This is a genomic window from Novosphingobium sp. (assembly GCF_037133355.1).
Classification (GTDB): domain Bacteria; phylum Pseudomonadota; class Alphaproteobacteria; order Sphingomonadales; family Sphingomonadaceae; genus Novosphingobium.
Map to the genome: position 1 here is coordinate 75,125 of NZ_JBAXOI010000008.1, position 13,072 is coordinate 88,196.

Genomic DNA, 13,072 nt, shown 5'->3' on the forward strand with positions numbered 1-13,072 from the left:
CCTCGCAGCCCTTACTTCGCCAGATCGATCGGCGGCTTTTCCGCGCCCGGCAGTGCCGCACCCATCACGTTGGCCAGCGTCGGCGCAATCGCGCGCATGTCGATTTCGCCCAGCGAGCGCGCCTTGGCGACGCCCTTGCCCATGACCATGAACGTCGAGCGCATTTCGGGGGCGGCGGGGAAATAGCCATGCATGCCCTTGACCGGCGAAGGGAAGGCAAGCGGCAGATTGCCGTTAACAAATGGCCCTGCCACTGCGCCGATCTTGAGGTTCACGTAGAAGCTTGCGTCCGGGTTGCCGCCCAGATCGGCAATCGCGGGCGCGGCGATCACCCGCTCGATCTTCGCAGCGGGATCGGCAGCGAGTTTGTCGAGCAGCGCGCTGACCTTGGCCTTGAGTGCGGCATCATCGGGCCGCGCGAGGCGGATCGCGAAGGAGCCGCCCGAGCCCCACGGCGTCGCCTCGGCGCGCGCGATCTTGCCGTCCGCACCCAGCGTGACGAGCCCGGCGTCGATGAACGGGCGGTAGAGATTGATCACGGTGTCGACAGGCGCGAAGCCGTGGTCGCTCACAAGCGCGATCACCGCATCGGGATGCGCCTTGAGTTCGGCGGCGACGAGATTGCCGACGAGGCCGTCGATCGACTCCAGCGTGGCATGCGATTCGGCCGAACCCGGCCCGGTCTCGTGCTCCGTGTGATCAAGCGCCGAGAGGTACATCGTCATGAAGCCGGGGGCATGTTTTGCGATCATCGCCATGCCGAAGCGGGTGCGGATCACGTCGGCGGCGAGGTCTTCGGCCTTGCCGTCGGCATAAGGCATGCCGGCCAGGGCCCCGAGCTCGCGCGTCAGGCCCGGCGTCGACAGGGCCTCGACCAGCTTGCGGTCATCCTCATGCCCCGTGCGCCAGATCTGCGGCAGGTTCCACGTGACATGGCGCGCCGCGACCGAAACCGGCCAGTGCACGTTGCCCGTTGTCAGCCCGGCTTCCTGCGCGGCGTCCCACAAGGTGGGCGATTGCTCGTCCGCCGCATACCAGTACCAGCCGCTCTGGTTGATCTGCATGGGATCGTAGGTGAGGTTGTTCACGATGCCGTGGCGCGCGGGAGCGGCGCCGGTGATCAGCGTGGTGTGGCTGGGGAAGGTCACCGTCGGCAGCACGCCGACTACGCCGGTGGCAAAAGTGCCTTCGGCCAGAAAGCGCCTGAGATTCGGCACTTTGAGGCCGCGCTTTTCGGCCTCCAGCACGTCGGCGGGGCGCAGCCCGTCGATCGAAATCAGCAGGACGGGCGCCGCATGCGCCGCGCCCGTGGCTGCCGTCGATGCGAGCAGCGCGAGGGCGAGGCGCAAGGCGCGGGCCATCTCAGTCTTCCGGCGCGATCGTGACCTTGAGCCCGTCGAGGTCGCCGGTCAGCTGGATCTGGCACGAAAGACGCGAAGTATCAGTGCGGTGATCCGAGCTTTCGAGCAGGTCGTTCTCGTCTTCGCTCATCTTCGGCAGCTTGTCGGCAAAGGCCGGGTCCACATAGATGTGGCACGTAGCGCACGAGCAGCAGCCGCCGCACAGCGCGAGAAGTTCGTCGAAGCCGTTGTCGCGGATGGCTTCCATCACCGAAAGGCCGGCACTGGCCTCGACGGTGGATTCTGCACCCGAGCGGTTTACCACAACAAGCTTCGGCATCGACATGGTCTCCTGGCGGGCAACACCCCTGTCGCCCATCGCCCGGGGCTGCTATCGCGCGAGGGCCGCTTTGGCAAGGGTGCCGAGCGGGTCCAGGCCTGAAAAGGAATGCCGGACGTCATGGGCCTCACTGCCAGTCAGATTGCCGCAGGTCTCGATCATATCGCCGCGAAGACCCCCTTGATCGGCGAGGCCGTGGCCCGGGTCGGCTATCCCGAGCCGCGCATCCGCGCGCGGGGCTATGCCACGCTCCTGCGCACGATCGTTGGCCAGCAGGTCAGCGTCGCCGCCGCCGCGTCGGTCTGGAACAAGCTCGAGGCGCTCCTGGGCGATGCCATGCCGCCGCAGGATCTGCTCGAAGCCGATTTCGATGCGCTGCGCGCTTGCGGCCTTTCGCGCCAGAAACAGGGCTACGCGCGCAGCTTGTGCGAACTCGTGGTGACGGGCGAACTCGATCTCCATTCGCTGCCAGACGACGATGAAGTGGCGATTGCCCAGCTTACGAAGATCAAGGGCATCGGCCGCTGGTCTGCGGAAATCTACCTGCTGTTTGCCGAGGGACGGCCCGATATCTGGCCGGCGGGCGATCTTGCCGTGCAGGCGGGCATGGCCAAGCTGCTGGGTCTGGCAGATCGGCCGGACGAGAAGGCGGCGCGGGCCATGGCCGAAGACTGGCGCCCGCACCGGGGCGCGGCGGCGATCTTCACGTGGCATTGCTATAACAATCCGGCGCTGTAGTCTGAACTCCAACTAGACCAACAAGGGTGTCAGGTTGTGGGCCAGAAAACGATCTTCATCACCGGCGGCGCTTCGGGCATCGGGCGCGCGGTGGCGCAGCGCTTTGGGCGTGAGGGCTGGTTTGTCGGCATTGCCGATATCAACGAGGACGGCATGGCCGGCACCGCCGCGCTGATCCCGGCCGGCTTTTCCTCGCAGCACAAGCTTGATGTGCGTGACCGGGCGGCCTGGGATGCGGCGCTTGCGGATTGCGCGGCGGCTTCGGGCGGCAAGATCGACGTGGTGTTCAACAATGCCGGCATTCCCATCGGCGGGCGGATCATCGATTGCAGCACCGAGGAAGTGGAGCGCACGCTCGATATCAATCTCAAGGGCGTGATTTTCGGCGCGCAGGCGGCCTATCCGTGGCTCAAGGCCTCCGCGCCGGGCTCGTGCCTGCTCAACACCGCGAGCGCGGCGGGGATATACGGCGTGCCCGGCGGCTCGATCTATTCGGCAACCAAGTTCGGCGTGCGCTCGATCACTGAATCATTGGATGGCGAATGGAAGGAAGACGGCATCATCGTGCGCGATCTGATGCCGAGCTTCATCGAAACCCCGCTGCTCGATCACGCGCCCAACCGCGCCTCGAACGCGGATATCCGCGAGCAGGTGAAATCCGCCGGGCTGGAAATCACCCCGGTCAGCGCTGTCGCCGATGCGGCCTGGGCAGCCGTCCATGGCCAGAAGGTTCACACCTTGGTGGGCAAGACCGCGAAGAAACTCGCCTTTGCCGCGCGCTGGATGCCGGGGGCCTTGCGTAAGCAGGTCAGCGGCCTCGGGCGGCCGATGGGGGGTTAGGGGCCCCTTGGCAACCACCCGAACGATATCCCCTGCGCCCGAAGGCCAGCTTATCCGGGGCTTCGGCTTGTGGGGGCTTGCCGCACTCATCCTCAACGGGATCATCGGGGCGGGCATCTTTGCGCTGCCGGGTTCGGTCGCGCAATTCGCGGGTTCTTGGGCACCGCTGGTGATTTTAGGGGTGGGCCTCGCGTTCCTGCCGGTGGTCCTGTTGTTTGCCGCCCTCGCCGGCCTGTTTGACGAGACAGGCGGCCCGATCATCTATGTGCGCGAGGCCTTCGGGCTGACGGCGGGCTTTCAGGCCGGCTGGGTGCAATGCCTGGCTACGACGGCAGCCTCTGCGGCTAACGCCAATGTGCTCGCCGACTATGTCCTGCGCCTTGCTCCCGCCGGATGGTCCGGGGCGCTGGCGCATGGCGCGGTGGTGCTGGCAGCCATCGGCCTCGCCTTTGCGGTCAATCTGCTGGAAGTCCGCAACAGCGATCGCTGGATCAAGCTGATTTCGGTGGCGAAGCTGCTGCCGCTGTTCCTGCTCGCGGGGCTCGCGCTGCCTGCCGTGGCGTACGGACCCGCGCTGCTTCCCGCCAGCGAGTGGTCGCTCGCCCAGGCGATCCTGCTTTCGGTCTATGCCTTCACCGGCTTCGAAGGCGCGCTGTGCCTTGGCGGCGAGGCGCATGATCCGCAGCGCGATTTTCCCCGCGCGCTGGTCGGCGTGTTCCTTGCTACCGTGGCGCTCTATTCGGCTCTGGCCTGGGGCTATGTGGCCATCGCCTATGCGCCGGGGGCGGCGGACAAGGCCTCTCTCCTCACCATGGCCACCGTGCTTGCCGGTGCGATCGGCGCAGGGGTCATCGTTTGCACCGCGGTGATGTCGATCCTCGGCAATGTGATCACCACCCCCATGAACACCTCGCGCCGCCTCCTCGCGCTCGAGCAGATCGGCACGCTGCCGCGCTGGTTTGGCGTGATCCACCCGGGGTCCGGCATTCCGCGCAACGCGGTGGTGTTCACGTATGCGGTCGCCCTGTTGCTGGCGATGAGTGGCGGCTTTGCAGTGTTGGCGGTGCTCTCGGTCGCGGCGCGGCTGGTGGTCTATCTTGCCTGCGCAGCCGCGCTGCCGGTGGTGCGGCGGCGGCGCGGGCTGCCGGTGTCTGCGGGGATGACCGTGACGGTGGCCGCTGCGCTCGCCATTTGCCTGCTGCTGATTGCGCAAAGCGACCTCAAGGCATGGGCGAGCCTCGCGGCGGCCGTTGCCATCGGCTTTGTCATCAAATGGATCGCTGCGCAGGCGATCGCGCCGGAGGGCGCTGCGGCCGGGTGAGGGGCCAGGTCGACTAGCAACGAGCTTCCCGCTGCCATCGCCGCATCAGCAGCAGATTGTCCTCGGCTCGGCCGTACGACAAGCCGCAGGCAACCAGCGCCAGATCGATCCGCTTGCCGGGCACAGGTGCGTAAAGCGAAACATTCCATCGGCGCAGAGCGAAGCGGAACCGGGTCGCCCCGCCTTGGGTGAGGCTGATCCTGTCGATCTCGGACCACGACAGGGGTCGTCGGTAAAGGCTTGGATGAAAGACCAGCCCGGACGCGCTCGCGATGAGGGCTGGACGGCGGTCCCCGAGGCGCCACGCCGCACCAAGGCCTACTGCGCCGGCTATCAAGGCGAAAATCCCCGCGATGAACCGGAAACCAAAGGGGCCGATAAGGGTGAACGCCAACTCGGCAATAGCCTGAAGCCGCATGCCGCCGAGGTCTTTCAGCTGAAGATCGGCAAAGCCCCAGATGGCAGCCCAGAGCAGACCGGGAAAGCCAATCGCGCAGCACACGCAGTATGTAACATCCGCTGATGTGTTGAAGCGTATCGCGATCTGCTCCGGCGGCGGCTCCATCGGCATCAGGGAATGGCCGCAATTCCGCCTGTCGGCAACCGTGCATCTGCGCGCCGGCCTCTTCGCCGGAGCGGTCTGGTGGTTCGAACCATAGTGGATGATTTGGCCGATGGTCCTCCGCCCGCCGCTCGTTATGCTCAAAGAGCGGCATGCAGGCATGCGGAGTGGTGCACGATGAACGAAACGACGGCGAGCACAGCTGCGCCTGCCGGCTCTGGCCAGCTTGTCCGCAGTCTCGGGCTCTGGGGTCTGGCCGCCGTGATCCTCAACGGGATGCTGGGAGCGGGGATTTTCGCGCTGCCCGGATCGGTCGCGCATTTTTCCGGATCGTGGGTTCCGCTCATCGTGTTCGGGGTGGGAATGGCGCTGCTGCCCATCGTCCTCGTCTTTGCCCGGCTCTCGGGTCTGTTCGAAGCGACGGGCGGTCCGCTGCTCTATGTCAGCGCGGGGCTTGGGCCTGTCGCGGGGTATCAGGTCGGCTGGCTGCAGTGCCTGTCCGGCGCCTCCTCGGTCGCGGCGAACGTGAACCTGCTGGCGGACTATGCTTTGCGCGCCGCGCCGCCGTGGTTGGCAGGGCAGACAGCGCATCTGGGGGTGGTGCTTGCGGCGCTGGGCGTGATCTTGTGGATCAACCTCCTCGATACGCAGCGCAGCGCGGCCTGGATAAAGCGGATCTCTGTTGCCAAGCTGTTGCCGCTGGCACTGCTCATCGGTCTTGCCCTGCCCGGGATCGGGTCTGCCTCAGCTTTCCGCCCCGCCACCGAATGGTCGCTCTCGCAGGCCGTGATGCTCTCGATCTATGCGTTTATCGGCTTTGAGGGGGCGCTGTGCATTGCAGGCGAGGCCATCGATCCGCGCCGCGATTTCCCGCGCGCGCTGGTCGGCGTGTTCCTGGCTGTGGTCGCGCTCTATGCCCTGCTTGTCTGGGGCTATGTCGTCACGGCGTATGTTCCGGGAGTCGAGGACAGGGCCTCGCTGCTGACGATGGCTGTCGCGCTGATGGGTCCGGTGGGTATGACCGTGATACTGGTGACCGCCGTGGTTTCGATCATCGGGATCACCATCGTCTCGACGCTGTTCGTCTCGCGCCGCATCCTTGCGCTGCAGCAAACGGGTTCGCTGCCGGGCTGGTTCGGCATGATCCGCCCTGAAACCGGGCTTCCCCGCAACGCGGTGTACGTGGCGGTCGGTGTCATCACGCTGCTGGCGATGAGCGGCGGCTTCACGGCGCTGGCAGCGCTTTCGGTCGCCGCACGGATGCTGATCTATCTCGGCTGCGTTGCATCGCTGCCGGTCGTGCTGGTCCGTCGCGGCCTGCCGGTTTCCGGCTTCGTGATCGTCACGACAGCCAGCGCGGCTATCGCCTGCCTCGTGCTGATCGTGCAGGTTTCCCTCTCAGCGTGGACCGGCCTTGCGCTTGCCATGGCCATCGGCCTTGTCGTGCGCTGGTCGGCTTCCCGCTCGATCCGCGCAGCGGCGGCGGCGAGTGGCTAGCGCCGTCAGCCTCCAAACCCGTCAATCGCCCCCGCCAGCGCCACATCGCGCGTGCTCAGCCCGCCCGCATCGTGCGTCGTCAGCGTGATCTCCACGCGGTTATAGACGTTGAACCACTCGGGGTGGTGATCGGCCTTCTCGGCCAGGATCGCCACGCGGGTCATGAAGCCAAAGGCCTCGGCGAAATCGGCGAAGCGGAAGGTGCGGGTGATCGCGAGGCCGTCGTCGCGCAGGGTCCATGCGGGCAGGGCCGCGAGAGCGGCGGCGCGTTCGGTTTGGGTGAGTTGGGCAATCGCCATTTGTATGGTCTCCTTGGCAGTGCGCCCGCTTTCCCCTATCGGCAGAGGCGATGCAACCGTGCCGTCTTGCCGCCTATGATCTTGCCTGCCGGCGCGGTGACCGGCTGCTGTTCCGGGGCGTGGGCTTTGAACTCAACGGCGGAGAGGCGCTGCAGCTTGCCGGGCCCAACGGTATCGGCAAGTCGAGCCTCATGCGCATTCTGGCCGGGCTGCTGCGGCCCTACAATGGCCATGTGGAGCATGATGGCCTGCGCGCGTTGTCTGACGAGCGGCCCGCACTCGATGCCCACCAGCCGCTGGGCGAGGCGCTGGCCTTCTGGCGCAGCATCGACCAGTCCGCGAAGACGGGGGGCGGTGAGGCGCGCGCCGATTTCGGGCTCGAAGACCTGCTCGACGTGCCGGTGCGCTTTCTCTCCACCGGTCAGCGCAAGCGCGCCGCGCTCGCGCGCCTCGCGGCCAGCGGCGCGCGGATCTGGCTGCTTGACGAGCCCTTGAACGGGCTCGACACGCATTGGGGGGCAAGTGCGCAGGCCGCGATCGAGGCGCACCGCGCGCTCGGCGGCATCGCGGTGATCGCCTCGCACCAGCCGCTCGGACTTCACCGGCTGCGTACGCTCTCCCTGCTTGAGCACATGCCATGATCGGTTCGCTGTGGACGATCTTCCGGCGCGATCTCTCGCTGCTGCTGATGGGCGCGCCGGGGCGGGGCGGGGCGCTTTTGCCGCTGCTGTTCTTTCTTGCCGTGGCAATGCTCTATCCGTTCGCGGTGGGACCCGATGCCAAGCTGCTGGCGCGCACCGGCGCGGGGGTGATCTGGGTGGCGGCGCTGCTTGCCGCGATCCTGCCGCTCGACCGGCTTGTGGAACCTGATCTTGAAGCCGGGTTCTTCGATCAGTGGGCGTTGCGGGGGATCGCCGAAGAAGCGCTCATGGTGCTGCGCATCGCGGCGCACTGGCTAAGCTTCGGTGTACCGCTGATGCTCGCCACGCCGATTGCGGCGGGGCTGCTCAATCTGAACGGCGCGCAGCTCTGGACGGTTGAGGTGGGCTTGCTGCTGGGCACCCCGGGCCTTGCCGCCATCGGCGTGACCATCGCGGCGCTGACGGCTGGCTTGCGCGCGGGCGCGGCGCTGGGCGGGCTGCTGGCGATCCCGCTCGCTGTGCCCCTGCTGATCTTCGGCGCCGGCTCGCTCCAGGCGGGCGGGGATGGCGGCTTGCTGCTGCTGGCGGCCTCCAGCATGGCCGCGCTGGCAATCGCGCCCTTTGCGGCTGCGGGGGCGATCCGGGCTGGGCGGGAATAAAATAGGGACTGTCCCTATTTTTGTGCCGAGCCCTGCTTGCCCCCCTGAAAGCGCAAATCCGTTGCGGCGGGCGCAGCGGGGCATTACCTCGGGCGCCATGACAAACACCGTCCCACCGCCCGCGATCCTGCCCGATACACTCTCCCTCATCGGCAATACGCCGCTCGTGCTCCTGAAGGGGCCCAGCGAGGCAGCCGGCTGCGAGATCTACGGGAAGTGCGAGTTTGCCAATCCGGGCGCTTCCGTGAAGGACCGTGCCGCGCTGTGGATCGTGCGCGATGCCGAGGCGCGGGGCGCCTTGCAGCCCGGCGGCACGATTGTCGAAGGCACCGCGGGCAACACCGGCATCGGCCTTGCGCTCGTTGCCAATGCGCTGGGCTACAAGACCGTGATTGTCATGCCCGAGACGCAGTCGCGCGAGAAGATGGACACGCTTCGTGCGCTGCGTGCCGAGCTTGTGCTTGTCCCCGCCGCGCCGTTTTCCAATCCGGGCCACTTCGTCCACACCTCGCGCCGCATTGCCGAGGAGACTGAAGGCGCGATCTGGGCCAACCAGTTCGACAATATCGCCAATCGCCGCGCTCATATCGAAAGCACCGCGCCCGAGCTCTGGGCCCAGATGGAAGGCCGGATCGACGGCTTCATTTGCGCGGCGGGCACTGGCGGCACGATCGCGGGCGTCGGCTTTGGCCTCAAGGCTTTCGACGAGAGCGTCACCATCGGCCTCGCCGATCCGCACGGCGCCGCGCTTTACAACTACTACGCCCACGGCGAATTGAAGGCAGAGGGCAGCTCGGTCGCCGAAGGGATCGGGCAGGGCCGCATCACTGCCAATCTCGAAGGCGCGCCGATCGATACGCAGTTCCGCATCTCGGACGAGGAAGGCCTCGAATGGGTCCGCCGCCTGCTGGCCGAGGAAGGCCTGTGCCTTGGCCTTTCGAGCGGGATCAACGTGGCGGGCGCCGTGGCCTTGGGCAAGCAGCTCGGCCCCGGCAAGCGCGTGGCCACGATCCTGTGCGATACAGGCTTTCGCTACCTCTCCTCGCTCTACAATCCGGAATGGCTGCGCACGAAGGGCCTGCCGGTCTTCCCCTGGCTCGCGTGAGAGAGTAAAAGGGGGGCATGGCACTTTTCGGCCTTCTGGGTGATCGCGCTGCGGCGACGGACCCGTTTGTGGCTTCGGGCTCCGCGTCCGACGAAGCTGCGCGGCTCGCTGCGCTGCAGCCGGCGCATCCGGGGCCGCGCGAGCTGCGGGCACAGGCGGTTCACCGCTTGCAGGTAGGGCTGTTCGGCCTTGCCGGAATGCTGCTCCTTGTCAGCCTCGCCAATGTGATCATGGACCGGGCCAAGCAGGTCGAGCGCACCACGGCCGGCAACCCCGCCGCGCTTGCCGCCAGTGCCAGCGCCAGCCCCAGCACGGCCAGCGATCCGCTGGTCGATATGGGCGTTGCGCCCGAACTCCCGGTGGGCAGCGGCAACAAGCCCGCGCGGCCCCCGGCTCGCCCCCAGGGCAACTGAGCCCGCGCCGCTTCCTTGTCGCGGGCGTTCTCGCGCTCGCACTTGCTGCATGCAAGGGCGCCGCACCGCCGGAGCAGCGCCCCGCGCTGGGCCTTTTCACCAGCCTGCCGATCCTGTGGTCCGAGGAAGACGGGATCGCAGCGCAGCTTTCCGCCCCCGCCAAGCCGCACTGGGCGCGCGGCGCGCTGGAGGACGGTCGCCGCCTCGTCCCGCTCGATACCTTGCTCAAACCCGATGGCCTCGCCGATCTGATCGTTGCGCAGCCGCGCCCGCTGGAACCTGCGGAGAATGTGGCGCTCGATGCATGGGTGCGGCGCGGCGGGCACTTGCTGCTCTTCGCTGATCCGCTGCTCACGGAGGAAAGCCGCTTCGCACTGGGCGATCCGCGCCGCCCAGCCGATACGGTGCTGCTGGAGCCGATTCTCGCGCACTGGGGTCTTGTTTTGCGGCTCGATCCGGGGGCGGCGCGGGAAAATGCGGGAGGGGGGCTGCCGGTAAGCCTGCCGGGCACGCTGACCGCGCGCCCGGGCGCCGCGCCTGAATGCCGGATCGACCGAGCCGGGCTCCTTGCCGAATGCTGCATCGGGGCCGGTAAAGCGCTGATTCTGGCCGATGCCGCGCTGCTTGAACCCGTCGAGGGCACGGCCGCCGCAGTGCGGGCGCGGGCCTTGCGAGTCCTGATGCGGCGGGCCTTCGCGCGCTGAATGGGGATTTGCGGGAAACCGCGGGTCAAGGCCTAGGGGAAAGTACGGGAACGGCTCGGGAAGGTACGGGTGTGGCCTGTCGGACTGGTTGATTCTTGGCGGATTTGCGTCGATTCTGTCGAGGGCTCACCGGAGAAAGGGAAGGGCACGCGAGGCACTTCTGCAAAGATTCATCCACTTGAATCAATATCTGAACGTGAATTCCCGCATTTTCCCCTTTTCGCCCGGGGCCTCCCGCGTTAAGACATCCTCCCATCAGGACGGACTCCATGACGCATCCGCGTGGGATGAGTCGGCCACGCGAGGGTGCGTGGCCGGGTCGGGAGGCTATCGTCCGTGGCGGGGAAACGGCGCGTGGCTGTGGGGCAGTCGCAGTATTGGGGGCAGGGCTTTTCGCCGCGCGGCGAAAAGAACCGCTTCGTCCTGCCTGCCGACTTCCGCCAGACCGTCCGTGAAGCCTCTCACGGCAACCGCATGCTGTGCCTCGACAAGCACCACAAGCATCCCTGCCTCGTCGGCTTCGGCGAATCCCGCACTGAAAGCTTTGCCGAGCAGATCGCGAAAGAGGAACGCATCGCCCTTGAGCGCGGCGAGCCCTTCGACATCGACGAGCGCATGGCCCAGGTGGCCGGCTTTGCCCGCGCCACCTTCGACGAATCCGGCCGCTTCGTGCTTCCCGAATATCTCGGCGATCAGGTCGAGGTAACCGACGCGCTCTATTTCCATGGCGGCGGCTACCAGATCACGATCTGGGCGCCGGAGGTGCTGTTCACGATGGGTCCCGGCTGGGACTCGGTCAAATCCGCATGCCGCGCCAAGATGGCCGAGCATGCTGCCAAGGCAGCGCGCAAATGAGCGGCGCTCCCCATATCCCCGTGCTCCTCGATGAGGTGATGGCCGCGCTGAACCCCGGGCCCGGCAGCCTTGTCGTGGACGCCACCTTCGGCGCAGGCGGATACACCCGCCGCCTGCTGGGTGCCGGCGCCACCGTCCACGCCTTCGATCGCGACCCCGATGCGATCGCGGCGGGGCGTGCCTGGGGGGAAGTTTCAGAGGTGCCGCCCCGCCTCGTGCTGCATCCGCGCCGCTTCTCCGAACTGGTCGAAGGGCTGGCGGAGGTCGGTGTGGCTTCGGTGCAGGGGGTGGTGTTCGACATCGGCGTGAGCTCGATGCAGCTCGACCAGGCCGCGCGCGGCTTTGCTTTCTCGAGCGATGGCCCGCTCGACATGCGCATGTCGCAAGAGGGCGAATCCGCCGCAGACTTCCTCAATGGCGCTGCCGAGGAAGCGATTGCCGACGTGCTCTACCATTATGGCGAGGAGCGCCAGTCGCGCCGCATCGCCCGCGCGATTGTCGCGGCGCGCCCGCTGACCACCACCGGCCAGTTCGCGCAAGTGGTGCGCAAGGCCCTCGGCTATCGCCCCGGCGCCCCGCGCGATCCCGCAACGCGCAGCTTCCAGGCCGTTCGCATCCATATCAACGGCGAACTGGACGAACTCCACGCCGGCCTCGCGGCTGCCGAACGCCTGCTTGCCCCGGGCGGACGGCTTGCCGTGGTCAGCTTCCACAGCCTTGAAGATCGCATTGTCAAACAGTTCCTGCGCGAAGGCGCCGGGGCAATGCCGGCCGGGTCGCGTCACCTGCCCATGAGTGGCCCGGTCGGTGAGCCTGTATTTGAAAAGCCATCGGGTGCGATCCGCCCGGGGCCGGAGGAAGAGGCGCGCAATCCCCGTGCGCGGTCAGCCACCTTGCGCTGGGCGGTCCGCACTGCGGCGCCGGCGCGCAATGGGCCGTTTTCGAAGGGATTGGCGGCATGATGGTCAGCGCCCACCGCTTCCGCTCGATCGGCTGGATTGCAATGCTGCTCGTCTGCGCGGCGCTGGTCATGGTGCTGGCCTTCCGCGTCAACGCCCTGCGTAGCCAGGTTCACCGGACCGAGCAGCAGATCATCGCGCTGCGCAAGGAGAAGCTCTACCTTGAAACCGAGGTGGAAACCCGCGCCAACCAGCAGCAGCTGAAGCTGTGGAATGATGTCGAGTTTGGCTATATCGCCCCAACGGCAAGCCAGTATCTCTCGAGCGAGCGCCAACTGGCCGCCTTCGCCAAGCCCGATGGCCCCGATGCCCCCGCACCGATCCGGGTGGCGAGCGCGGACGACGCGGTCGCGGCAGAGGCGGCGTTCCCCTCGATTGTCTCGAGCCTTGCCGAGATCTCCGCCCCCGCGTCCCGCGCCGAAGCGCCAGGAGATGGCAAGGAAGCTGACGGGGCCAATGACGAGGAACGCAAGGCCCCCACCGATCGTGCAGCCGCTGCCGCCGGCCTCGGCGCGCGGCTGGCGACCGTGGGTCCGGTGCGCAAGACCGCGCCGGGCAAGGGCACGGGCGAAAAGACGTCGGACCGCAAGGCCGGTCTCGCCAAGCCTGCTTCTGAAAAGTCGACGTCCGCCAAGGATGATGCGGCGCGCCCGGGCAAGGGTGCGAAGCTTGCCGCCGGAGGCGCGAAGGACAAGCCCGGCAAGGGCGGCGGAAGTCCGGCAAAGGCCGTCAAGGCATCAGGCAAAGCCGTCGCCAAGTCCACCAAGCCGGGCAAGTCCAACCCTTGAACACGCTCACC

Annotated in this window: 16 protein-coding genes; 12 read left to right on the plus strand and 4 right to left on the minus strand. The window is 67.2% G+C overall.

Annotated elements, in window-relative coordinates:
- Window positions 1-11: 11 nt before the first annotated feature.
- A complete protein-coding gene (locus tag WCL10_RS09935; protein ID WP_336895477.1) occupies window positions 12-1,361 on the minus strand; it encodes an ectonucleotide pyrophosphatase/phosphodiesterase in 1,350 nt (449 codons plus the stop codon).
- 1 nt (window position 1,362) lies between these two features.
- Window positions 1,363-1,680: a ferredoxin gene (locus tag WCL10_RS09940; RefSeq protein ID WP_336895478.1), complete on the minus strand. Its 318-nt coding sequence runs from the start codon at window positions 1,678-1,680 to the stop codon at window positions 1,363-1,365.
- A 120-nt stretch (window positions 1,681-1,800) separates the two neighbouring features.
- On the opposite strand from WCL10_RS09940, the gene WCL10_RS09945 reads away from it, so the two are divergent.
- Genes WCL10_RS09945 through WCL10_RS09955 form a run of 3 tightly spaced genes read left to right on the plus strand, consistent with a single transcriptional unit; the run spans window position 1,801 to window position 4,579 of the window.
- Window positions 1,801-2,418, plus strand: a complete 618-nt coding sequence (locus WCL10_RS09945) for a DNA-3-methyladenine glycosylase 2 family protein (protein ID WP_336895479.1) — start codon at window positions 1,801-1,803, stop codon at window positions 2,416-2,418.
- Window positions 2,419-2,454: 36 nt separating this feature from the next.
- Window positions 2,455-3,258: an SDR family oxidoreductase gene (locus tag WCL10_RS09950; RefSeq protein WP_336895480.1), complete on the plus strand. Its 804-nt coding sequence runs from the start codon at window positions 2,455-2,457 to the stop codon at window positions 3,256-3,258.
- A gap of 7 nt (window positions 3,259-3,265) precedes the next feature.
- The gene (locus tag WCL10_RS09955) at window positions 3,266-4,579 is read left to right on the plus strand and encodes an APC family permease (protein WP_336895481.1); all 1,314 of its coding nucleotides are present in this window, start codon (window positions 3,266-3,268) and stop codon (window positions 4,577-4,579) included.
- Window positions 4,580-4,592: 13 nt separating this feature from the next.
- Here WCL10_RS09955 and WCL10_RS09960 read toward each other — a convergent pair whose 3' ends face one another.
- Window positions 4,593-5,144 carry a hypothetical protein gene (locus WCL10_RS09960; protein WP_336895482.1) on the minus strand — a complete coding sequence of 184 codons (552 nt, stop codon included), beginning with the start codon at window positions 5,142-5,144 and terminating at the stop codon, window positions 4,593-4,595.
- Between the two features lie 174 nt (window positions 5,145-5,318).
- On the opposite strand from WCL10_RS09960, the gene WCL10_RS09965 reads away from it, so the two are divergent.
- Window positions 5,319-6,638, plus strand: coding sequence for an APC family permease (locus tag WCL10_RS09965; RefSeq protein ID WP_336895483.1), 1,320 nt, complete (start codon window positions 5,319-5,321; stop codon window positions 6,636-6,638).
- A 5-nt stretch (window positions 6,639-6,643) separates the two neighbouring features.
- Here the strand turns inward: WCL10_RS09965 and WCL10_RS09970 are convergent, their stop codons facing one another.
- A complete protein-coding gene (locus WCL10_RS09970) occupies window positions 6,644-6,943 on the minus strand; it encodes a 4a-hydroxytetrahydrobiopterin dehydratase (RefSeq protein WP_336895588.1) in 300 nt (99 codons plus the stop codon).
- Window positions 6,944-6,987: 44 nt separating this feature from the next.
- Here WCL10_RS09970 and ccmA point away from each other — a divergent pair, with 44 nt between their 5' ends.
- From ccmA to WCL10_RS10010, 8 genes are all read left to right on the plus strand, one after another.
- Window positions 6,988-7,578, plus strand: coding sequence for a heme ABC exporter ATP-binding protein CcmA (ccmA, locus tag WCL10_RS09975; RefSeq protein ID WP_336895484.1), 591 nt, complete (start codon window positions 6,988-6,990; stop codon window positions 7,576-7,578).
- Window positions 7,575-8,237, plus strand: a complete 663-nt coding sequence (gene ccmB / locus WCL10_RS09980; RefSeq protein ID WP_336895485.1) for a heme exporter protein CcmB — start codon at window positions 7,575-7,577, stop codon at window positions 8,235-8,237. The genes ccmA and ccmB overlap by 4 nt, the downstream gene beginning before the upstream one ends.
- A 97-nt stretch (window positions 8,238-8,334) precedes the next feature.
- Complete coding sequence (locus tag WCL10_RS09985) at window positions 8,335-9,342, plus strand: cysteine synthase A (RefSeq protein ID WP_336895486.1); 1,008 nt, start codon at window positions 8,335-8,337, stop codon at window positions 9,340-9,342.
- Between the two features lie 17 nt (window positions 9,343-9,359).
- Complete coding sequence (locus WCL10_RS09990; protein ID WP_336895487.1) at window positions 9,360-9,755, plus strand: hypothetical protein; 396 nt, start codon at window positions 9,360-9,362, stop codon at window positions 9,753-9,755.
- 221 nt (window positions 9,756-9,976) lie between these two features.
- Window positions 9,977-10,459: a hypothetical protein gene (locus tag WCL10_RS09995; protein WP_336895488.1), complete on the plus strand. Its 483-nt coding sequence runs from the start codon at window positions 9,977-9,979 to the stop codon at window positions 10,457-10,459.
- 354 nt (window positions 10,460-10,813) lie between these two features.
- A complete protein-coding gene (locus WCL10_RS10000; RefSeq protein WP_336895489.1) occupies window positions 10,814-11,314 on the plus strand; it encodes a division/cell wall cluster transcriptional repressor MraZ in 501 nt (166 codons plus the stop codon).
- Window positions 11,311-12,276, plus strand: coding sequence for a 16S rRNA (cytosine(1402)-N(4))-methyltransferase RsmH (gene rsmH, locus WCL10_RS10005; RefSeq protein ID WP_336895490.1), 966 nt, complete (start codon window positions 11,311-11,313; stop codon window positions 12,274-12,276). Before WCL10_RS10000 ends, rsmH begins: the two co-directional genes overlap by 4 nt.
- Entirely contained in the window at window positions 12,273-13,061 is a 789-nt protein-coding gene (locus WCL10_RS10010) for a hypothetical protein (RefSeq protein ID WP_336895491.1), read from the plus strand. The genes rsmH and WCL10_RS10010 overlap by 4 nt, the downstream gene beginning before the upstream one ends.
- Window positions 13,062-13,072: the final 11 nt, after the last annotated feature.

What these genes read in the sequence shown, in the direction of transcription:
- rsmH (WP_336895490.1), top strand. Translation starts at nt 11,311, where the DNA reads ATGAGCGGCGCTCCCCATATCCCCGTGCTCCTCGATGAGGTGATGGCC.
- WCL10_RS09935 (WP_336895477.1), bottom strand. Translation starts at nt 1,361, where the DNA reads ATGGCCCGCGCCTTGCGCCTCGCCCTCGCGCTGCTCGCATCGACGGCA.
- ccmA (WP_336895484.1), top strand. Translation starts at nt 6,988, where the DNA reads ATGCAACCGTGCCGTCTTGCCGCCTATGATCTTGCCTGCCGGCGCGGT.
- WCL10_RS09945 (WP_336895479.1), top strand. Translation starts at nt 1,801, where the DNA reads ATGGGCCTCACTGCCAGTCAGATTGCCGCAGGTCTCGATCATATCGCC.
- WCL10_RS09985 (WP_336895486.1), top strand. Translation starts at nt 8,335, where the DNA reads ATGACAAACACCGTCCCACCGCCCGCGATCCTGCCCGATACACTCTCC.
- WCL10_RS09940 (WP_336895478.1), bottom strand. Translation starts at nt 1,680, where the DNA reads ATGCCGAAGCTTGTTGTGGTAAACCGCTCGGGTGCAGAATCCACCGTC.
- ccmB (WP_336895485.1), top strand. Translation starts at nt 7,575, where the DNA reads ATGATCGGTTCGCTGTGGACGATCTTCCGGCGCGATCTCTCGCTGCTG.
- WCL10_RS09990 (WP_336895487.1), top strand. Translation starts at nt 9,360, where the DNA reads ATGGCACTTTTCGGCCTTCTGGGTGATCGCGCTGCGGCGACGGACCCG.
- WCL10_RS09960 (WP_336895482.1), bottom strand. Translation starts at nt 5,144, where the DNA reads ATGGAGCCGCCGCCGGAGCAGATCGCGATACGCTTCAACACATCAGCG.
- WCL10_RS09965 (WP_336895483.1), top strand. Translation starts at nt 5,319, where the DNA reads ATGAACGAAACGACGGCGAGCACAGCTGCGCCTGCCGGCTCTGGCCAG.
- WCL10_RS10010 (WP_336895491.1), top strand. Translation starts at nt 12,273, where the DNA reads ATGATGGTCAGCGCCCACCGCTTCCGCTCGATCGGCTGGATTGCAATG.